Genomic DNA, 21,015 nt, shown 5'->3' on the forward strand with positions numbered 1-21,015 from the left:
AGCTGGTATCCTGTTTTTTATGAGGTGATTTAGGATTTAAAAACTGGAGGTGTAAAAAGGGACTCGACTGAATTCAACCAGATAATTTAGTTTCTAAGGTTTTAAAAAAGCTCAAGTTGTTGGGAAGGTTGTTCCGGTTCTACTTCTTTTTGACCGTGAAAAAGTTCCATCATACCAAATTGTTTATCGGTGATCTGCATAACACAGACTTTTCCTTTTTTTGGCAAGTTGTTTTTGGTGCGTTTTATATGTACGCTGGCATTTTCACGGCTTGCGCAAAAACGCATATAAATACTGAACTGAAACATTGCAAAGCCGTCATCGAGTAAGTTTTTCCTAAACCGTGCTGCGACCTTACGTTCGGTGCGCGTTTCTGTTGGTAAATCAAAAAATACAAGTACCCACATAGAACGGTATTGGTTAAGTCTTGAAAAATTGCTTTCCTGCATCATTCAAGCGATCTGTTGACTGTATATTCAGGATAGAGTATCTTACGGTTAGTTCCTAAAAAGCAATCATACAGGCTACTTGTTGTACGGCTTACCGCATTCATCAAAGGGCTCCATTTACCATCAATATAGACATCCATTGCCGGAATACGTAAAAGCTCTGCTTTAAGTGTTTTGGAGAGTTCTTCAATATTACAGCCGGTTTCTACGATTTCGTAAACCAAGGCATCTACATATATACGATACGGCTCCATAATATCATCGGCCAAGCAGAAAGCATTATATTTATTTCGGTGAAAGATTCCAACTGAAGGTATCATCCCACTACTCACCAGTGCTCTTGCGACTACTGCTCGTAAAATGGCATAACCGTAGTTTAGTAGATTGTTAGGGGCTATTCCTTTTTGATTCCGACTAAAGCCGAATACCTCACTAAATAGATTTTGAAAATAGTGAGCCGCAGCAACGGCCTCCAAGTTTCCGGTATCACCACTTTTGACATCGGTACTCCAGCGTTTGAGTTTCTTGGCATTTTTTCCTCTGGATTCTAAATGTAATGCTTGATTATAAATTTTTGCACTTACTGTTTGCTGCCATAGGTTTTTTTTAAGAGGAAGACTGGCATTGAGCTGATGCCGCATACGTTCGGTTTGCTCGGAATGTCCTACTAAAGGCTGTATTAAAGAGCAGGGCAGATGCTGCTTATCACATGTAATTATGGCGGTTTTGTTTTGAACTAACTTCATCATTAGTCCATTGGTAATAGTAATTTGTGGATCTTCTAACACCACATAGCCCAAATCTTCAATGGGAATGGTGACCTCTTTTTTATCTTCCTCGGGGAAGGTGACCACCAGTTGCTCGTTACGGGTATTTAAATAAGCTGGGTTGCCAAAAAAGAGGGTGCGTTTGATCATTTTAGAACTTTTGTGATATTTCCAAGTCGGTCAGTTTGTAATTTCCAACAAACTGATTTTACCTGAATACCATCAACCGAATTTTGATTCTTCAACTGTGGGCTTCCGAGTCCATATTCATTTTTAATAAGTTCACCTTTATCCAGATTATAAGCATCTGCAAATTTTTCTCTATTTTCCTTATTACTGATATTGTAAATTACGTCAGCAGAAAACATTGGTATAAAATTGGCTGTTGTCCCGCTTCCATCCTTAAACAGGTAAATGTTTTCAAGTTGCTGTCGACCCAAATTTTCAAAACCCATATCTTCATCGTTTTTGACGGGTATATATACTAAATCGTTGGGCTGCAGATAAAACTTTAATTTAAAATCATGAAAATCGGGATGTTGTTCTGGAACGTTTTTCTTTTGTTCTAAAGGTAAATCTTGCTCCAATTTTTGTATCTCAAGTATCTCTTCAAAAGGTGGCACATAGTATTTTCTTTTACCTTCCTTTTCATAAATACAGAAATAAAGATTGGTGCCTGTGGCAGATTTTACAAACTTTGTTTCCCTAAGTAGATTTCCTTCTTTGTCTTCCCACTTTTTGATTGAAAACTTTTTGCCTTTTGGGAATCGCAAACGTGCTTTTTTTATGGGATGATGAAACACTCCATTGTTTAATGTCAAAATATTTTCGTTTAAATCTTTAATTCCCTTTGCCGAGAAAGCGACTTCTTCCGGTTTAAATATGTTACCTTTCTCGTCAATTTGACCTTTGAATTTATCTTGCTTAATATGCCGTAATAGAATGCTTCTGACAACTGGGTCAATCACTGTTTCAATTTTCTTTTCATCAAAAGAAATATTGAGTGGTTCACGCTTAACTAAGTCTCCTTTATACTCACCATTTTCAAGTATGCCATATACCGTCTCTTCGTGAAGAGGTTTTCTTATCGCCCAATTTGTTTTGTTATTGGAAGTTTTATCGGTTTTAGAAGAAACTTGTTCTATCCATTGTTTTTTAGGCACTCCGTTTTTGGTATAAACCACTTTGCCTGCATTATCTTTATAACGCCAATTGTAATTTTGGGCTTTGTTTATAGCCCTTAAATTTTGCTTGAAGCTGATTACAATTTCCTGTAGTGCGCTTTTGGCATCTTGAGTAAATGTTTCCCAAGGTTTTTTGTAATTTCCAAGAACAGTATGTTTGGTTTTTTTTTCTGTGAGTGGGTGCGTTTTTTCAATTTGCTTGGTATCTCTTAAAGTTAAGCCTAAATCATATCGCTTCAAATCTGATTTTGTGTGTTCGTTATTTATGTAATTAACGTGATTACTCGTTAGACTAGCGATTATAAGTGCATCAAGTGCGTGGTGGCGATGGTCAATCCTCTTTATATCAAAATCTTCACGAATTTCTAATGGCACTTCTGTTCTAAAATACCCACCATCATCTACCCAAGTACCAAAAAGACCATTATTTTCGTTCTCCTCACCACAAATCAATCTGTTGAGTCTCTTAAACCTCTCTTCAACTAATCCGCTCCAAACTTGATTCAACCCCCATTCTCTACGTAATTTAGCAGTCACTTTACCAGCCACTGGCAGAACATTTTTTACCGTAGATTCTCTCTCCCCTTCTTCCCTAACGATATTACTATAAATTTTCAGTGCCGCTTTGCTTATATAGCGCATATCATTCATTTGACGCTCACTCATTTTTTGTGGCATGGTTTCCCTAAGGAGATTTTCTTTTTTACGGCCGTCGTAATTTTCTTTTACTAATTTTTCATAGGTTTCCTTTTTAAGGATAGATACTGAACCTCCACCGCTCAATGGGACTTCGGCTTCTTGAAACTCTTGTATAAAGGTATATGCAGTACGATTGTCCTTTAATGTATTAACCTCGGTTTCACAAATTATTTTATTATTAAAGGAATTATCTAGAAACTTTGATTGTGGTATAACGTGTTCAATTTCATATTTACTTGTGAACAGTTGAGTGAGTGGTATAATTTTTCCTGTATAGGGAGATATATACTTTTGCTCTAACCAAAGTTTGTATTTGAGAATTTCGCTAAATGTAGGCTGGTTCTTTTTTATGAATTTTTCGACAGTTAGTTTAGAATCTAATTTTTCGGCTTTCAATTCTTTTTCGGAATAATTAGATAACACCGTCTGTTCAAAAATCTTCAACTTATCAAAATGTGTTCTTGAGTTTGGAATTACATTTTCTACCTCTTTTACATTTTTCAGTTCAAAAAGCAATTTTCGGATACGCTGATTGGTGTCTTTATTTTTATTGTTAGAATTGGTCATTTTTTCCCTTACCTTTTTAGGGTTTTTAAGCTCCCTGCCAATTTCAATATGTATTTTAGAAAATAAGCGATCGTAAGACTTAACTTTTTTTCCAGTCTTTTCATCAATGTATTCTTCAAACTGCAGACCAAATTTTTCAGCGTAGTACTCCCAAATATCTAATGTCACCCTTAATGACTCAAGTAAAACTTGTTCGACTATAGGGTTTCTTAAACTGTGCTGTTTAAAAGTATTGATATATTCGGCCAGATCTTTTGATGATTTCCATTGAGTTGCATCCACCTCTGAATGTTTGCCATACACGATATAAGAAGCAAGCCATAGCGGTAAACCTTGAAAATGTTCGATTTTGTCAAGCTTGATAGCTTTTTCTCTAACTTGATTTTCAATTCTCTCATCAAATTCTCCAGTCAATAATTTATCAATTATTTGAATGCTCGATGGATGAATCGACACTTCGCTCCAATGACAGCCACACCTCATTAACCCAAGCAATTTTTTAACAGCCTTTTCAGAATAGGTCGCATACTCCTTTTTGAGCATTGGAGCTCGCTTCAGCTTTTCGGTTGTTTCTTCAGAAAGACTGTTGCTTTCCCCAAAGCGACCGATTGCGGTATCATATTCGCTCTTGTCTGTGACTGAATAGATAATGTGCCAGAGTTTAAGTTCAAATTGCTCATCAAATTTTCTTTTATCCTCTTTAGATAGTTTTGAAAGTAAAGCAGGTCTTGTTTGGTTGCAATCTAGTTTAATTTTATTATCATCTGTAAAATTCCATCTATATAGTGACTGCTCCTTTTTATCTCTTATGAAATATGCTACGAGTTGTTTTTGATTGATGTCTTTTTTATTATAAAGAAAGTTGAAAAACTTGGCTAAGTCAGATTTGTTTCTGATGAACTGGTTAGTAACATCCAGATTGATTTTCAGTTTTCCATTTTCTTCTGCCTCTCGCTTTTGAATTCTTAAGTTATGAGCCAACTGCCAAATTCTAAATTCCTGAAACAAGGGATGGGATTTTGGCATCCCTTTTATTTTTACTTCGTGTTTATCGCCCGTTAGAGAGTCTACATACACTCTTTTTTCAAATGAACATCTGGAAACAAGCCCTGTTTGCGATTTTAGCGGCCGATGATAAAACAAAATGTCTTTTAGGAAAAGATGAATGAACGTATCCTTTTGTTTTAACAAATTCTCTTGATGGGCAATGTTGTGTGCGTACAATTCCTGAACCGTTCTTTTGTACAAATTTTTATCCCCCATTGCTCTTCACGGAATTTAAGTTGAGTTCTTAGTATTACCTCAAGCTCGTCAAAATAAAAATCGCGGTCAATAGTGCGAATCAATTCACCACGTATTTTTTGTTTCGGATTTTCTAGGAGTGTCTCGTAAATGTATTTACCAACAAAAGTTTTGTCTGCGCCTTTTTGTGATTTTCTTAAATCTTGCTCTGTTTTTCTCTTGATTGCTTCCCAATCTTTTTCTGAATCAACTTTTTTGAACGTTCGCTTAATAGAACCATCTTTGTTTATTGTACTAGTTACAATAAACTCAATGTCTACCCCTTCCCAAATTTCAGGCTTCGTAGTAGTATTGTCATAAATCCAGCCATTATCAAAAATTATTTCGTAAAGTGGCTTATCGTCAACTTTTTGGTCTGTTATTTTAAATTGTTCCGCTTTTAAGACAATGAGTTCTACTTTTTTATTTTCATCAATTTCTACTTCTTTCTCATCTCTTTCTTGGTAATAGCCTCTCTTTTGATTGAAATTCAATAAAATCCAAGCCAATTCTTGATTTGAAATTTTCTGGGTCAAACCTTTTTTTCGTAAATAGTAAATCGTCCAGTCATAAGGTAATCGATAAGGTTTTCCCTTTTTGTTGAGTTTTGGCAAGTTTGGATAGCGCATTCGGAATTCTTTCTCCATTTCTTCGTAAGAATCCATAAAATTGAAAATTCTATTGCCATTTTCGTCAACTTTATATGAATAGGCTATTAAAGGTTCCGAACCTTTTTTAAACTGTCCCTTCTTTTCATCAAAATCGATTTGATTAGAAAAATTATCTGGTAGATAGTCTAAAATATTCAAAATTCTCAACAATCTCTCTCTACGAGTCCTACTTCGTGCGTATAGTCTTCGTACTCCCCTATCATCAGTCCTTTCGGCCGTTTGAGATTTCGTAACACCTTTTTCGAAGTTTCCTAAAACTTCCTTTGACATTGGGATAATCCTACTTCCAAGTTTTATAATCCTTTTTGTACCATCTTCTAAAATCTCAATCAATGCCCATCCAATCGAGTTGGTCCCCAAATCCAATCCTAATATTCGTTTCATCATTTCTATTTCTATATGATTTCTTAAAAATAGATATACTTATTTAGTTTAAAATGAGGAAATCTATAATTTCATTAAAAATCAATTATTTATATTAGCAGTCTGAAAGCAATTCACAATAAGGATTATTCCGTTGTGAAAACATTCAAAGCGGCCTTTACGGGTCGCTTTTTTTGATTCAATAGTTTTTCCTTATCAACGTTGTTATATTTACATTCCAGTATCTTATAAATTGATTTAAAATGTAAGGGGAATAAACCCCATTTCCCTTCATTTTCTAAAAGAGCTTCTCCCGAAATTTGGTGACGGGAAAAGCGGTTCATTCAAAAAATCTTGAACCCAATCCTGATCCCGAAACTTCGGGAGGATTACGTTCGCTTGATTCAAGTGCACTATAAAATGATTGCTCAAAAAGAGGCTGAGTCAAACTCAAAATTCTACCAACACACTTTTTTCAAACGCTGATTTCCTTTTCTTGAAAGAACTAAAATTTAGTTTGAGCCGCTTTGCATAATCAGGCTCCGCTGTCGCTCTTTTTATAAAAGCTTTCCTCAATACTAAATTTTAAATGGAGGTAATCGAAAAGAAAACGCGATGGCGCTATGGAAAGTAAATGGATGCTTAGAAGCAGCTAATTTTCGTTTGGGTGAATATTGAAATCTATCTAATATAGAGCTTCTGTTTTTCTATCAAACTTCAAGAAAAACGCTCCAGATATACCAAGTAAATGGTTTTGATCTTACATAAAATTTGAAAGCATTTGACATCAAAATTAATGCGGATTTTAATTGATAACTTAGGGTTTAGAAGTTATCATTTTGAGTAGCGAAGCGGACAAAAATGAGAAGCAAGAGGATAACCCGCTGCGCGAGGTTATAAAGCTTATTTTTGTCCGTAAACACCTGTTTTTAAGTGAGTTATTTTTGTTTCATGAAGTATTTAAAATAACTGTTTTATAGCGATTTTCCGTGAAACGCTTCTAAACCCTTATAAATAGGGCGATTGATTATCCTAATCTTTAAAAATCTAGTGATGCCTAAACGATTTTCCCGAATAAATTTTCACACCGAAACAGTGGAGCGCTTTAAAAAGTACGCCATAGTAAATGATGCCAATTATACAGAAACCCTAGAGGCTATTTTAGACTTTTTCGAGCAGAATTCTATTAATCCATTTGAGCCCTTTGATGATTCTAAACAACGATTGGAGACACTAATTAATAAACGGATGGATGGGGTAGAAGCTATTCTAAGAAGAATTGAAACCGAACAGACCAAACCGACCAAAGAACTATTGGATAGACTTTTTAATCAACAGGAAGAGAAACAACCCAAGTTTGTTGAACGGAAATTTAGGTAGAGGAATAAGTTTGTTCTGAGTATATAATTTAACCTTTTAAATGGATAGTTCGCTCATGTTCGTTGTACAAGTTTTTGCATTTTATGTTATTTATCTGTTCATAACACTCCCTGTTTGTTTAATCTTTTAGGGAAGGGTTGTATATGCTGCCTGCATTTAGTGAGTGCTATTAAAATACCTCACCTTACGGGTGTACAAGCACCCTCAGACCCTAAGGGCCAATTATTTTCGCATCAATCGATGAGTAATTCAATACCTGCTTTTTTGGCTTTGTATTCTATCTTCTTAGTCAATTCATAATAATTCCAGTTTCTAAGCACAAAACGTTCTTGCTGTGCGGCCTCGATCTTAGCTTCCTGATTGAGCAGAATTAAGGTGCCGGCTTGTTGTTTGATACAAAAATCAATGAGCTTTCGGCTGTACACATGCAAGCGGTTACTTACGTAGTTTTTTTCCAGTTCGTAAAATTTTTCTACTGCTTTAGTTTTGCGTTTAAAGCCTTTTCCAGGTCTGCAATAGGCGGCTCCGCTTTGGGCTCTTTTTTGAGCAGCCTGCAGGGCTAGCCTTCTGTATAGAAATTCCTCCCTGTTACCAATACGAAGTGTAGCTTTTCCGGATTTCACAGTAATAGGATATTCAAGGGATAAAGAAGCCTCCGCAATTACTTCTGTTTTCAGGTTATGTATTTCTTTTTCAAATTCAAAGGTGGCTAACCAATATATTTTTTGCTTCTTCAATTGGATTCTAGAAGTACATAGTTTGATTTTGCCCGCGACTAACTGTTCCAGCAATTTTCGTTTATCGGTATGATCCTTCCCTAAATAGGTTTTTAAGGGAATGGAAAACAAGCGAAAACAAAATGCTTTTTGCGCTTCGTTATAGGATAATCCATGAATGGCTACCGGCCCAAAAGGAAACGCGATATTCCTTTTAAAATTGGCTAGCGCACGTTCTCCTTTACTATATTCCGACAGGTGGTTACGAAAGTTATTGATTATGGTATTGTTCAGGTTGGCTAAAATGTTAGTAGGGATTTCCCCTTTAAAACGATCGGATACCACCCGGTATGTGCAGTTCATTTTTGACCTATTGAGCATGCCGTCTTCCGCTTTTTTTTCATCCGCTAACTTATAGCGTATTCCTTCTGATAAGTAAAAGAATTCTTTGACCCGTTCCTGTATGTACAGATGTGAAATAATGAGATTGGCCGCTCTAAAGCTTCTGTTCTGCCAGCGGTAGAGCGTGTCGTAGACCTCCTTCTTTTCCACTTTGGTAGGCGCATTCACCTGTAGCTGGATCTTTCGGGTGAGTTTTATCGTTTCTTTTCCCATGACTAAGCGGATTATTGTTGATTTTGTTTATGCTGTAACAGTTTATAGGCAGCCATAAATTGCTGATGTACTTCCTGTATAGAAAGGCTTAGCTCCTTGGAAATAGCTGCAAAGGAATACTGCTTTTCTGTACGAAGCTGCAAGACTTTTTTCTGTTTGCGGGTCATATTAGCCTGAGCCTTTAACTCCCGGATCGGTGTGGTTTTAGCTTCCGGTGTACTTCCGTTAGTAATGATATTCTTAATATCTTTAATAGCACCTTTTACTTCGATACTGGTTTTGGCGGTGCTGGTTCCCATTGCCTGAGCAATAGCTTTATACTGAAAGCCGTATTTTAAGCACAGTTCCACCAGAAGCTTTCTCTCACTACTTAGTAAGGGAAGTACCCTTTGAATTTGGTCTAAAGCCTTCTGATCTGCTTCCTGTCTTTGTAGGTGAGCAGCTTCTTCATCCTCGTTATAGCCGCCTAAATAATCCTGATAATTCTCTAAATAGTCTAATCTGCTTAGGTTTCGTTGAAACGCATTCCGGGGCTTGTTATACTGATAAATACACTCGCTTTTCATTACAAAGTGTACGAACGCATTTAGATGTTCTGGGGATTGTATGCGATCCCTTTTTTCCCATAAGATAAGAAAGGTATCCTGAAGAATATTTTCAACTGCATAGACATCCTTAAGTATGCTTCTGCCCATCCAGTAGACACTATGGTAATACTGCGTGTAAATCGCTTCAAATGCGTGTGGACAACCTTTTTTGAAGGCATTGTAGTAGGTGTCAAGTTGAAATCGTTTCATAAGCTAAGTGTTCTGTATTTCGTTTACATTCTATTCTTTTTAAGGGCGTTTCGGTTTAGGCTATCAAGGTTGTGCCAGGAATCGTGTTTCTAGGTATTTTGGCTCCTGAAAATGCTTTATGGCGCGGTAACGCATCCTCTATACCTGGCGTAGCATCGTTTTTTAATACTTCATAGCTGTATTAGGTAAACCAATTGTTTTGGTTAAGCTCAAGCCTTCCCGCCGGACTCCAAGCACAACCGGGAAGGTTTTTGAACTTAACAGCTTCTCTTTTTCGCAGCCCCTAGGGGCTGCAGCACTTTTTTATGGCTAATTCACCGGTGTGCTTAAACCTAGCCGGTATAAGCCCAGGCCGCTGTTACAGCGGCATTTCCCACCCAACTACAGGTTACTTCGTAGGGAAGCAACCCATAACCCACGGGTGACTTAACGGATTATGATGTTTACCCGTAAACACGTGCTTTGTGCATAGGCAGTAGTGCTTTTACTGTTCGTTAACTACAACTCATACAAGTTGCCGGCCACTATGGCCTATATGATGTAGGGGGAAAAGGGTGCGAAGCTTGATAAAGAGAAGAAACAAAGGCTCTGAACGTGAAGTAGTGGGCCTAATACAAAAAGGCGCAGGTCTCAACTTATTGAATCAAGGTACTGGTATACCGCGCAACAATAAGCGAGAGCCCACGCCCGGGTCGTGAGCATCCCTGCTTATCCTCTCGTTGCTAAAAATTACCAGTTTTTGATTCGAGATTCAAAGCGAATGCTTCTAATATGTTATGCTAAGAAGTTTCGCAAATATATAATTATGAATCAAATATAGTATTCTTCTGTTTAATGCGGAAGAAATTCCGCATTAAATTTTTATTGATATTCTTCCTTTGTTAAGTATGAACATCAATTTTCTCATAAGTAAAGCCATTTCCGAATGGATTAAAGATGCCAAATCAAACCGAGATTTCGGACTTAATCATGATATTGATGAGAAAATTGTAAGAAGAATTCTTGACGAGAAGGAATATCGTATTCCTGTCGAAACTCTAAAAAGGATTTGTGATGCACGTCAAATAAAATTATCGGATTTCTTTTCCAAAATCGGAGAATAAACCTTTTATAACTTCATACTCTATCATGGCCTTTGAGTGGGCTTTGCCTAGGGGATGCTATGCTGATGCCCTGAGCGCATTATAACTTAAAAAAAATGTAGGGTTTACCCCTTATCTACCTATACATTTTGGTTATTTAATCCTGGAATGGTTATACGCTTAACTGAGATTAAGGAATTCTGTAATCCGTTTCTAAAGGAAATGTCTAGATTTATATACAGAACTCTAATGTGTTGATATCCGGTAAACTTTGAGGGGATATGTATATATTTAGTATTGATATAACAAGTTGTAAAACATTTTAAACAAAACCACGAACTGAATTGGGAACTTGGGGAACAGCCATAAAAAGTAATGACACTTCAGCAGATATTTATGCGGAATTTTTCGATTTATACAACGACGGAAAAGAACCGACAGAAATCAAAAAGAAGCTAATTTCGGACAATCCAAACGGAGAAAATGATTTTTGGTTTGCTTTGGCACTAGCTCTTTGGGAAACTAAAAGCTTATCGACTGATATTCTTGAAAAAGTTCGTGAAATAATCGAAAACGAATCTGACTTAAAAATATGGAGAGAGCTCGACGCAAGCGAATCGGATATTAAAAAAAGAAAAGTTGTTCTAGATAAGTTTTTAGCAAAATTAGAATCCGAAAAAGCCAAACCAATAGCAAGAAAAAGGAAGAAGAACAAACAACCAATTTTTGAAACTGGAACTTGCCTTGTTTTTAAATTGGCTAATGGAAATTATGGAAGTGCAATAGTTTTGAGTTCAGATTTGGAGACTGGATATGGATATAATTTAATCGTAACTACAAGATTAAATCAATCAACCAAACCGACACTAGAAGATGTTGAAAAAAGTGAAGTTTTGATAAATAATTTTGGAGATTGGCAAAAAAGTACAGCTTGGTCTTGGTATTTACCTGACAATTATAAAAACAATATATACGAACCCATTGGTAAATTTGAAATCCAAAAGAAATACAACGCTAAAAATTCTGAAATAGTATTTGGTTATACATCAAATTGGGATTTTGTAAGCTCTTCAATATTAAAACAAATGGATTTTGAAAAAACGAACGGTAAAACCAAAACTTTTCCGACAAAACGATTGATTAAATCCAAGAAAATAAAATGGTGGCAAATTAGATAAAAAAACGTTTTACAACACCGGTAACCGTTGCACAAGACTGTAAAATGTAACATTACAAACATAAATAAGCCGCTCTAAGCGGTTTTTCTTTTTTGGATCAACTTGGTTTTAGACCAAATTCAGAACGCTTAAAACCGATGTATCGCTGTTTGTTAGTCTGTTTTTCAGCAAAAAAAAGGAAGCGAGCATTCCTGCTCCGCTTTTCACTTGTTTTTGGTTGAAATTGAGGTTTTTTGAAATTGTAAACTCATTTCATTTCTATCAGCGAAAAACGCATACATCTTATATGTAGCTTTCGTTGGATGTCGCAGCTACTTCAACTACTTTTAAAATATAAACGGGTAGTTTTGTAGACCCACTGCCGTTGTGTGTAATTAAACAAAATCCTTATGAATAGAGCAATTATATACATTTTTCTAATTCTTTCTTTTGGTTGTAAAGCCCAAGAAAAGGAAACTGGATTTGTATGGAATATTGAAAACGAAAAAATCCATAACGAGAATAGAAATGATTCAACAAAATGGAGTTCTAAAAACTGGAAAGCTGACACCGACAACATAAAAGTTAGTGGAAAACCGATGATAAATGGAGTTTTTCCAGTTCCTGATTATGATTTGACTGATAGCACCTTTAATGGGCTTGGATATTCCGGAAGTTGGCAAGGAATTGATTTAAAAGACAAGAAAATAATCTATCATTCTTTGTATGTAAATAAAAATGCAGTTAACCAAAAATTTATAGATGACAAACCAAACGAAGTTTTCTTCACCATTGCGGTTTTGACTGATAGCATCGATTTAAAAAGATATTCACACACAGATGTAAGCATCACATCAAGAAATCATCCGCATTATGTCGGACAAGGGTTTGTCAAGACAAAAGGAAATGAAATAGATTTCATTTCCTTTTTGACAGCGGACAGAAATGACTATGCAATCGTCAACATGCGACTGTTCGACTTAAGAATTGGACGAATAATCCTGATCGCACCTCAAAAGGACGGAACGTTGTGTTCATTACAATTAGATGCACCAATTATGTCTTCAGAGGAAATGGACGATCATATTGAAAGTCTTATGACAAATAACAAAGAGGTAATTAAGTTTTTCACTAAATCGGAAAACATTTAAAATCATTATTGAAAGCCAAACTTGAGATAACACAACAATCCTTTCCTCTAGAAAATATGAACCTATGACCAATATTTTAGTGCTTGGTATTTACGGTTTTCCAAATTAAAGCCCTTTAGAGTAGTAAGTAAAACTTTAGAAAGGTTTAGTAAACGTTTTTGTTTACTTTATTTGCTATCTTTGCTGAAAGTTTTTGCCATGTTACCTGATCTTGATAAAATAAAGGGCGTACATCCCGGAGCTGTTTTAAAACGTGCTTTAAAAAAACGCGGTATTACCGGAAGTGATTTAGCGCGAACTATTGATGAGCATAAACAAACCATTAGCGCAATTTTAAACCGGCGAAGAGCAGTAAACGCGAAACTATCTATTAAGCTTGGAGAGGTTTTTAGCGTAGAGGCAGATTACTTTATGCTCCTGCAAGCCAGCTATGATGTGCAGCAACAAGTTGCGGCAAACTATGGGAGAATTCCCAATCTCAATCATTTTAGAAAAGCGCTCTTTTGGGATACTCAATTAGAGCGGATAGATTGGGATAAAAACAAGCGTGCTGTAATACAACGCGTACTTGAGCGCGGAAACGGAAAAGAAATACAAGAGCTTCTTTCATTTTATGGGAGACAGACTGTTAAGAAGATTGCTCAATCGATCAAGAAAAGTTATTTACCCTCTTTTGAAGAAAATCTCAAGAATTATAATCTTATAGAGTAGCAATGGAACTTCAGTTAAATACGGTATCTGAATTGCTGTGGAATACACTCCAGAAATTGATGGAGATTCAAGAATTACATTCATTTAGATTAGTAGGAGGTACCTCATTAAGTCTTCAACGGGGTCATCGAGAGTCTATTGATATTGATTTGTTCAGCGATGCCCCATATGGAAGCATAGATTTTGAAAAAATTGAATCTATTCTTAGAGTTACTTTTCCATATTTTAGTAGCTCTTCTGAGCTTGTGGGAATCGGTAAATCTTATTTTATAGGGAATACCGAGGATGACTTGGTAAAATTGGATTTATTCTATACAGATCCTTTTGTATTTCCATTAATTATGGAACAAAAGGTTCGTTTTGCTAGTGTTCAAGAAATAGCTGCAATGAAACTTGAAGTTGTAGGGCAAGGAGGCCGCAAGAAGGACTTTTGGGATATTCATGAGCTTCTCGAAAGTTATACATTGAATGAACTGATTGGTTTTTACCTAAAGAGATATCCTTACAACTTATCAACAGAGGAACTGATGAATAAGATTGTTGATTTTTCTTTAGCAGAAGATGATTTTACGCCTAATTGTTATAGAGGTAAAATCTGGGAACTGATCAAATTGGACCTTGAAGAACTAGTTGAAAGGTAATTTTAATAGAGCATTTTTACTGATAGTCTTGTTGTTTTAGATGAAAATACTACCTTTGAATTGAATGTCAGACAAATAGCATCAAAACGTAAGGTAGCGATCCGACAAGCAAAAATTTTGAAAATCTCTTAGAGACGCTGTTTTCTAGGGTTTTATTAAAAATACTGAATCCCTCCGGGGTCACAAAAGATCCAAATAATTGGATGCAAAAACCACGTATTTAATAAAAATACGTGGTTTTTTGTTGTTGCAGCCTGAGCAAAAATACCTGTTTGGCTTACTCTAAGAAGGTTTGGGCCTTGCATTTAGAGGATTAGTAATGTATTTAGCAGCAGTGTTTGGGTCGTTCACCAGGTTCTTCTTTCATACATAGTATTTTATATATAGGTTCACAGTTATTAAACCTTTAGAAAACATACTATGAGTGCATTATTCAAGAAATATATACCCTTACCTTTTGAGGGGGGTGTAGCCGTTTTACTGTTGCGAGTAGCCTTATCACTTTTTTTATTTTTTGGTCACGGGATGGGCAAAATTCTAAAATTGACCAGTAACGAACCCGTACAATTTTTAGATCCAATAGGTATAGGGCAGGAGCTTTCCCTTGTTTTGGCCACTACCGCTGAGACTTTAGGGGCGCTTTTTATACTTCTGGGTTTGTTTACCAGAGTAGCAACTATACCTGTTCTATTTACATTAGGAGTAGCCTGTTTCATAGTACATGGATCTCGTGGATTTTCAGGGATGGAAACCTTACTGCTGTACCTCCTTGGTTTTATCGTGATACTCCTTATGGGGCCAGGTAAATATGCGCTTGACGCACGTATGTAGGCTGTTACAAATGTGCTAGAAATGTAATGTTATCAATTTCAATTAAAAAATGCAATGAACCCTAACAAAGAATGGTCTAGAAGAAACTTTCTAAAAACTACGAGTGCCGCGGGGACATTCGCGGTTATGAATCCGTTTTCAGCATTCGCTCAAAAAACGTATGATATAGACCCTAAGGTCGCTGCTATTGTTGCTCAAAGTTTTGCTATTGACACCCATAATCACATGGATGTGCCGTTTGATGGGGCTGAATTTGATGCGCAGGCAGTTCCGTTATCAAACGAACTCCATAAATCTGGGTTTAAAGCGATAAGCATGACCTTTTGTGTTGATAGGCCTAAGCTAAATTATGAAGGAGAAGCTTTTAAGCGCTTTATAACTACACTCGATAAGCATGACCAGATCTTGCGAGCGAATGGAATTAAGAGAGTTTTAAATTCCCGTGACCTGCTACATGCTAAGAAAGCAAGTAAGCCCGTAGTGATTCAATCTGTAGAAGGAGGTCATTTTTTAGAAGGCAAATTAGAACGGCTAGAGTTCGCCTACAACCGGGGATTAAGGCATTTAGGATTATTGCATGATGCTCAATCAGCATATCCTCTAGGTGATATTTATACTAATCCGTCACAATTTGGAGGTTTAACACCTTTGGGAATTGAAGTTGTAACTGCATGTGAGAAATCTGGGATATTGGTAGACCTAGCCCATTGTAGCGATGAGGCTATAAATGATGCTTTAGAAAAGATGAGCAAACCGGCAATAATATCCCACACAGGTTTAAATACACAACTGGGAAATGATCAGAGAATGGCAAAAATGATGATGCCTAGATTGATTAGTAAGCAACAGGCTAAAATAGTTGCTGAAGCCGGTGGAGTAATAGGAGTGAGGACGCATCTTGTAGAAACACCTACTGAAATGGCACAGCATATTGCCGCTTTATGCGATATAGTGGGGACACGCCATGTTTCCATAGGTACTGACTCTAGGATGGCGGTTCAAAAGGGCGGAAATGCCAGAGGTTTAACCAATCAATTCTGGCATACATCTGCTCAAGGGTTCTTTTACACCTTAGTGGATGCGATGCTTAAAATAGGATTTACAAAAGAAGAAATTCTGAATATAGGAGGGGGTAATTAATGGCGTATTTTTGAGCAGGCCATCACGGTCTAGCAACATTAAAAGCAACCCTACTTCGTGTTTTTTATTTTGGAAGGAAGCACTTTGTAGTATTTTTTAAAGGTCGAAGTAAAATAAGAGATACTTTGATAACCCAGTATCGAAGCGGTTTCGGCAATAGTATTTGTTTTTAAAAGCTCAAAGGCTCTCTTCATTTTCAATTCAATAATATAAGCGCGAATGGTTTTTCCGTAGGTGCTTTTAAATTCCTTTTTCAGTTGCATTTCATTCAGCATAACGTGTCTTGAAACCTGCTGAATAGTAGGAGTGTCTAAATAATGGTGTTCAATATAATTTAATGCTTTTGTGATTCTAGCTTGAATTCCAGTATGCGCAGCAGCATTTTCATCATCATAAAGCAAGCTGTCATTTTGATAGACACGAAGAAGCAACTCGCGTAATTTAATGCCTACAAGGTGTTTAGGTATTCTTGAAGATGCGGTAGATTGAATGATCCCAAGTATCGTTTTCTGAATGCTATGCGTAACCTGAACGTCATTGGCACGTACAGAAGTAAGACCTATATCATTGTTGATTAACGTATAAATAGAATTATTGTCTTTCCACTCTTCGTGCTTTAATAAATTGATCAGGTAAGAAGACCTGAGGTAAATTAAAATAGATTCTGTGGTGCAATTGGCAGGAGTAATGACTTGATTATTGGTTTGCTGAGCAAAGACTATTCTCAGTTTGTCATTGTCTAAAAGGTATCTAAATGCCGGTTGATTGATCTCAAGTTCACCACTAATTAAATAGGCGATAAGTACAAAGGAGCCTTCCACATTAACCTGTTCGATCAAGTCCTTTTTACAGTTACGCTTGTTATGTATTATAACTATGTCCTTGTTAAAATGAATAGTGCTGTCAACGGTATAATCTTGATTTTTAAAGGCCACCTCTTTGAACTCTAAGTAGTCAGATTGTGGAAAGGTGTCTAGATCAAAGTGATAAAACTCTTTGTTTAAGTCGGGATACGTTGAATATAACCTCATAATTCCGTTTACCGTTAATTTGATTCCCGATTCTATTGATGTGATCAAGTTTCAACAAGGAAATTTGCGCAAATATAATTTAGAATTAAATTAAATAAAAATTGTTTAAAACACTACTTCAATCCTGTTTGTTTTTGAGCCTTTTAGTATGCAATACACTAGGTTACAGTCAAGAACGCTACAGTATCTCGGGTAAGCTATCTGATCAAGCCGGAGCCCCTTTGACTGATGCCTATATCTATTTAGAGCATACACAAATTTACACGATGACTAATCAAGCTGGTGAATTTAAGCTAAGCGCACCAGTAGGTACATACCAGCTGGTTTGTTCTTTAATGGGATATGAAAAAAAGACCATCTCGATTGAGTTGCACAACGATCTAAACGTAGCTTACAAATTGGGCCCTGATCGTGAGATGCAGCTTGATGAAGTACAAATAAAAGGAAAATCAGTTATTGAGAAGGTCAGAGAATCGGCTTATAATGTTGTGGCTGTAGATGCTCAGGCTATGACCAATACAACGGCCGATCTTTCAAATGCGCTGGAGCAAGCTTCCGGAGTCAAAGTACGACGTTCTGGCGGATTGGGTTCTAGGGCCTCAATTTCGTTAAATGGATTTACAGGACGCCGGGTTAAACTTTTTATGGACGGTGTGCCTATGGAAGGTTTTGGAGATGCTTTTCAGCTCAATAACATACCGGTATCCATCGCAGATCGTATTGAAGTTTATAAAGGGGTGGTTCCTATTGAGTTTGGTACAGACGCTATGGGCGGGGTCATAAATATAGTGACCAACCAGCGCTCAAATACTTTTGTAGACGCTTCCTATGCTTTTGGTTCCTTTAATACGCATCGTGCCAGTGTAAGTACAGGTTTTACCTCTAAAAATGGGTTTTCTGTTTTAGTCAATGGCTTTCTTAATTATTCAGATAATAATTATAAAGTACATCTTGATAAGATGCTAGATGTGAATACAGGTACATACGTCGCCGGGGATTATGAAGTAGAGCGCTTTCACGATACGTATCAAAACAAAACGGTTATGGCTAAAGCCGGATTTGTAAAAAAATGGTGGGCAGATCGCTTTTTTGTTGGTCTTACTGTAGGAGAGCTAGAAGCTGATGTTCAAAATGCTTACACTATGGAAATCGTTTATGGTGCGCGTACAAGGGCATCAAAAACCTTGTTGCCGTCACTGGAATATTATAAACGAAATTTTTTAACTAAAAACCTTACCGCCAGAGTTACCGCAAATTATAACCATAATGCTAATAAAAGTATAGATACCGTTGCACGTCTTTACAATTGGTATGGTGATTATGCTACTACAAGAACAGGAGGAGAGAGTGGTACCAACACGCTTTCAGAATTCAAAGATAATAATGTATCAGCGACAGCAAATTTGTCTTATGACATAAACAAAAAACACTCTATAAAGCTCAACGATGTCATTACGGGCTATGAGCGTAAATTATCAAGCGATGTACCGTTAGACCAGCTGACCTCTGCTACAGATACGATGCGCAGAGCGTCTAGAAAAAATGTGATAGGACTTTCTTATGGGTATCGCCCTTCTAAAAAATGGAACGTCAACTTCTTCGGGAAACACTACTACCAATACGTTGTGGGACCGGTTGATACCGTTACCGTAGGCAATAACAGTCAGTATGAAGAGCAAGAGCGTTCCTTTCAAACATCAGGTTACGGGCTGGCAGCTACCTATTTCTTTAATAATGCAATTCAGTTAAAAGCTTCAGCAGAACGGGCTTATAATTTACCTTCTGCGCAACAGCTCTTTGGCGACGAGGTACTCAATACAGCCAACACAAGTTTAAAAGCTGAAAACTCATCTAATTTCAATCTTGGCGTTTCTTCAAACAGCAGATTTAAAAATGACGATGTGTTATATGTAGATGTTAATGGTTATTACCGCTTAACAAAAGACTTTATTCAGCGCGTGCAAAGTGCACGATATGGTACGGTAGGAAATGTGAATTTTGGGCGTGTTAGAAATATTGGAGCTGACGCAGAAGTACGCTATTATCATAAAAATAAGGTGATGGTAGGCGGTACCCTTACCTATATGGATTTGCGTAACCGGGAACAAATACGAGATGCATCCTCTTCAGTAGCATCTTCAACTTACAATAACAGGATGCCCAATATACCATACTTCTTTGGTAACGCCGATGCCGCTTATTACGTACACGATATTTTCGGTAAGAATAACGTATTGAGTTTAAACTACAACTTTAATTATGTAGGTGAATTCTATCTGCTATGGGAAAGCCAAGGAAGTAGTAGTACCAAAGCAACACTACCAGAACAGGTTTATCATGACTTTTCGGTAAACCTTTCCTTAGCAAAAGGAACGTACAACATCACGTTAGAGGCGCTCAATTTTACAGATGCCAGGCTGTATGACAATTTCAGTCTGCAAAAACCGGGAAGAGCATTTAATGTGAAGTTCAGATACTATTGGAACAGAAGAAAATAAAATCAATTAATTCAAACAACAACAAAAATTATGAATATCAATTTTAAAACAAGCACTTTAGGATTGTTCCTAGCCGGTGCACTACTCACAGCGTGCAGTAACGACGATAGTAGTACCGAAGAACCGACAGAACAAGAAGTGAATCTTGAAGCCAAGTATTTTATAGCTGCAGAAAATGATAACGGTACTTATTTCTTAACTGAAGAATCGCTTAACTCAGGAACAACTACCACTACCGGAAATGGTATCGAGGACCCTAATTCGTATACTCATTATTCATACAATGGCAATGAGGCTGTTATGGGATTATGGTATCGTCAGGGAAATCCGGCGATTGGAGTAATGTATGGTTTAGACGCTTCAGGAACTTTAACTGAAATCGGTGCCGGTTTTCAGATGACTAACGGTTATTCATCAGTAGGTCCATTTGAAAACTACATTGTTGCAACCCGTGGAGGCATTACGTTTGACGATGGTAGTGTGGGGCAAAACTTTTACTTTATAGATCTTGATAATGACGCTACGGTATCATCAAAGCAATTAACTACGCTTGATCTTGTGGGTAATGGTCTAGAATGTAATCTGGTAGGCGTTGTAGACGCTGGAGATGGTTCTTTTCTTTCTGCAGTAGAGGTGCAAGATGGGGATGTAGATATGTGCTACATTGTTAAATTAGATGCAGATGCTACTGTGCTCAATATTTTAGAAGATGATCGTATAGGTCAAGCACTGGGGCAGTGGCGTTCTGCGCGCTACTCGCTTATCGCAAATGATGATGAAGGAAACACTTATGTTTTTGGAAATCCTAATGGAGGTACACTAAAAGGAGGAGCATTAAAAATTCCTCAAGGAAGCACTTCTTTTGATTCAAGTTATTATTTCAATATTCAGGATCAAGCAGATGGTTATGCTTTTAGAAAGGTTTATCACGTTACCGGAAAGTACTTTTTACTAGAATTTTACAATGAGTATGAGCCGGGCAACGGTACAGCAGCTACCCAATATGGAATCGTAAATGTAGAAACTCAAAGTTTTTCTTGGATTACCGGTCTTCCAAGTACAGATAATATTAACGATGTGGGCTGGCCGTATGCAAGTGATGATGTGGTGTATATACCTATTACTACTGCAGATGCAAGCCCAACAGTTTATGTTGTTGATCCCGTAACAGCATCAGCTACAGCAGGTATTGTAGTAGAGTCTGCTACCGCTATTGGTGGTTTAGCAAAACTTGAATACGAACCGGAAACTACTAATTAATGACATCCAAGCCCAGACTTGTAT

The 21,015-nt window shown here is 36.9% G+C and carries 16 protein-coding genes; 9 read left to right on the forward strand and 7 right to left on the reverse strand.

Annotated features, from left to right (window positions below):
- Nucleotides 1-101 precede the first annotated feature (101 nt).
- The 4 genes from cas2 to cas9 (BUA96_RS17150) are packed head-to-tail and all read right to left on the reverse strand — an operon-like array spanning nt 102 to nt 6,005.
- A complete protein-coding gene (gene cas2, locus BUA96_RS11845; RefSeq protein WP_072983861.1) occupies nt 102-449 on the reverse strand; it encodes a CRISPR-associated endonuclease Cas2 in 348 nt (115 codons plus the stop codon).
- Nucleotides 449-1,366 (reverse strand): type II CRISPR-associated endonuclease Cas1, encoded by a 918-nt coding sequence (gene cas1, locus BUA96_RS11850; RefSeq protein WP_072983340.1) that lies wholly within the window; start codon nt 1,364-1,366, stop codon nt 449-451. Before cas1 ends, cas2 begins: the two co-directional genes overlap by 1 nt.
- Nucleotides 1,363-4,929, reverse strand: a complete 3,567-nt coding sequence (gene cas9 / locus BUA96_RS11855) for a type II CRISPR RNA-guided endonuclease Cas9 (RefSeq protein ID WP_084673140.1) — start codon at nt 4,927-4,929, stop codon at nt 1,363-1,365. The genes cas1 and cas9 (BUA96_RS11855) overlap by 4 nt, the downstream gene beginning before the upstream one ends.
- Nucleotides 4,851-6,005, reverse strand: a complete 1,155-nt coding sequence (cas9, locus tag BUA96_RS17150) for a type II CRISPR RNA-guided endonuclease Cas9 (RefSeq protein ID WP_128755693.1) — start codon at nt 6,003-6,005, stop codon at nt 4,851-4,853. The genes cas9 (BUA96_RS11855) and cas9 (BUA96_RS17150) overlap by 79 nt, the downstream gene beginning before the upstream one ends.
- A 1,029-nt stretch (nt 6,006-7,034) precedes the next feature.
- On the opposite strand from cas9 (BUA96_RS17150), the gene BUA96_RS11865 reads away from it, so the two are divergent.
- A complete protein-coding gene (locus BUA96_RS11865) occupies nt 7,035-7,361 on the forward strand; it encodes a BfmA/BtgA family mobilization protein (RefSeq protein WP_072983344.1) in 327 nt (108 codons plus the stop codon).
- Between the two features lie 233 nt (nt 7,362-7,594).
- Here BUA96_RS11865 and BUA96_RS11870 read toward each other — a convergent pair whose 3' ends face one another.
- Together BUA96_RS11870 and BUA96_RS11875 are read right to left on the reverse strand one after the other, a co-directional pair.
- On the reverse strand, nt 7,595-8,692 hold the full coding sequence (locus BUA96_RS11870; protein WP_072983346.1) for a hypothetical protein: 1,098 nt from the start codon (nt 8,690-8,692) through the stop codon (nt 7,595-7,597).
- An 11-nt stretch (nt 8,693-8,703) separates the two neighbouring features.
- Complete coding sequence (locus BUA96_RS11875) at nt 8,704-9,489, reverse strand: RNA polymerase sigma factor (RefSeq protein WP_072983348.1); 786 nt, start codon at nt 9,487-9,489, stop codon at nt 8,704-8,706.
- 1,426 nt (nt 9,490-10,915) lie between these two features.
- On the opposite strand from BUA96_RS11875, the gene BUA96_RS11885 reads away from it, so the two are divergent.
- The 6 genes from BUA96_RS11885 to BUA96_RS11910 all read left to right on the forward strand — a co-directional run bounded on the left by BUA96_RS11885 (nt 10,916) and on the right by BUA96_RS11910 (nt 16,202).
- The gene (locus tag BUA96_RS11885) at nt 10,916-11,749 is read left to right on the forward strand and encodes a hypothetical protein (protein ID WP_072983351.1); all 834 of its coding nucleotides are present in this window, start codon (nt 10,916-10,918) and stop codon (nt 11,747-11,749) included.
- A 389-nt stretch (nt 11,750-12,138) separates the two neighbouring features.
- Entirely contained in the window at nt 12,139-12,879 is a 741-nt protein-coding gene (locus tag BUA96_RS11890; RefSeq protein WP_072983353.1) for a hypothetical protein, read from the forward strand.
- Between the two features lie 180 nt (nt 12,880-13,059).
- Entirely contained in the window at nt 13,060-13,590 is a 531-nt protein-coding gene (locus BUA96_RS11895; protein WP_128755694.1) for a HigA family addiction module antitoxin, read from the forward strand.
- A gap of 2 nt (nt 13,591-13,592) precedes the next feature.
- Entirely contained in the window at nt 13,593-14,231 is a 639-nt protein-coding gene (locus BUA96_RS11900; RefSeq protein ID WP_072983356.1) for a nucleotidyl transferase AbiEii/AbiGii toxin family protein, read from the forward strand.
- 420 nt (nt 14,232-14,651) lie between these two features.
- Nucleotides 14,652-15,062: a DoxX family protein gene (locus BUA96_RS11905; protein ID WP_072983358.1), complete on the forward strand. Its 411-nt coding sequence runs from the start codon at nt 14,652-14,654 to the stop codon at nt 15,060-15,062.
- A 54-nt stretch (nt 15,063-15,116) separates the two neighbouring features.
- Complete coding sequence (locus tag BUA96_RS11910; RefSeq protein ID WP_072983360.1) at nt 15,117-16,202, forward strand: membrane dipeptidase; 1,086 nt, start codon at nt 15,117-15,119, stop codon at nt 16,200-16,202.
- Between the two features lie 50 nt (nt 16,203-16,252).
- Here BUA96_RS11910 and BUA96_RS11915 read toward each other — a convergent pair whose 3' ends face one another.
- A complete protein-coding gene (locus tag BUA96_RS11915) occupies nt 16,253-17,233 on the reverse strand; it encodes an AraC family transcriptional regulator (RefSeq protein WP_128755695.1) in 981 nt (326 codons plus the stop codon).
- Between the two features lie 134 nt (nt 17,234-17,367).
- On the opposite strand from BUA96_RS11915, the gene BUA96_RS11920 reads away from it, so the two are divergent.
- Together BUA96_RS11920 and BUA96_RS11925 are read left to right on the forward strand one after the other, a co-directional pair.
- Complete coding sequence (locus BUA96_RS11920) at nt 17,368-19,731, forward strand: TonB-dependent receptor (protein WP_164916930.1); 2,364 nt, start codon at nt 17,368-17,370, stop codon at nt 19,729-19,731.
- Between the two features lie 30 nt (nt 19,732-19,761).
- Complete coding sequence (locus BUA96_RS11925; RefSeq protein WP_072983365.1) at nt 19,762-20,991, forward strand: DUF4374 domain-containing protein; 1,230 nt, start codon at nt 19,762-19,764, stop codon at nt 20,989-20,991.
- The last annotated feature ends 24 nt before the right edge of the window (nt 20,992-21,015 follow it).

Source organism: Leeuwenhoekiella palythoae (genome assembly GCF_900130045.1).
GTDB classification, from domain to species: Bacteria; Bacteroidota; Bacteroidia; order Flavobacteriales; family Flavobacteriaceae; genus Leeuwenhoekiella; species Leeuwenhoekiella palythoae.

Bases quoted from the DNA above. Each gene is read 5' to 3' on its own strand.
- cas2 (WP_072983861.1), bottom strand. From the start codon at position 449: ATGCAGGAAAGCAATTTTTCAAGACTTAACCAATACCGTTCTATGTGG.
- cas1 (WP_072983340.1), bottom strand. From the start codon at position 1,366: ATGATCAAACGCACCCTCTTTTTTGGCAACCCAGCTTATTTAAATACC.
- cas9 (WP_084673140.1), bottom strand. From the start codon at position 4,929: ATGGGGGATAAAAATTTGTACAAAAGAACGGTTCAGGAATTGTACGCA.
- cas9 (WP_128755693.1), bottom strand. From the start codon at position 6,005: ATGATGAAACGAATATTAGGATTGGATTTGGGGACCAACTCGATTGGA.
- BUA96_RS11865 (WP_072983344.1), top strand. From the start codon at position 7,035: ATGCCTAAACGATTTTCCCGAATAAATTTTCACACCGAAACAGTGGAG.
- BUA96_RS11870 (WP_072983346.1), bottom strand. From the start codon at position 8,692: ATGGGAAAAGAAACGATAAAACTCACCCGAAAGATCCAGCTACAGGTG.
- BUA96_RS11875 (WP_072983348.1), bottom strand. From the start codon at position 9,489: ATGAAACGATTTCAACTTGACACCTACTACAATGCCTTCAAAAAAGGT.
- BUA96_RS11890 (WP_072983353.1), top strand. From the start codon at position 12,139: ATGAATAGAGCAATTATATACATTTTTCTAATTCTTTCTTTTGGTTGT.
- BUA96_RS11900 (WP_072983356.1), top strand. From the start codon at position 13,593: ATGGAACTTCAGTTAAATACGGTATCTGAATTGCTGTGGAATACACTC.
- BUA96_RS11905 (WP_072983358.1), top strand. From the start codon at position 14,652: ATGAGTGCATTATTCAAGAAATATATACCCTTACCTTTTGAGGGGGGT.
- BUA96_RS11910 (WP_072983360.1), top strand. From the start codon at position 15,117: ATGAACCCTAACAAAGAATGGTCTAGAAGAAACTTTCTAAAAACTACG.
- BUA96_RS11915 (WP_128755695.1), bottom strand. From the start codon at position 17,233: ATGAGGTTATATTCAACGTATCCCGACTTAAACAAAGAGTTTTATCAC.
- BUA96_RS11925 (WP_072983365.1), top strand. From the start codon at position 19,762: ATGAATATCAATTTTAAAACAAGCACTTTAGGATTGTTCCTAGCCGGT.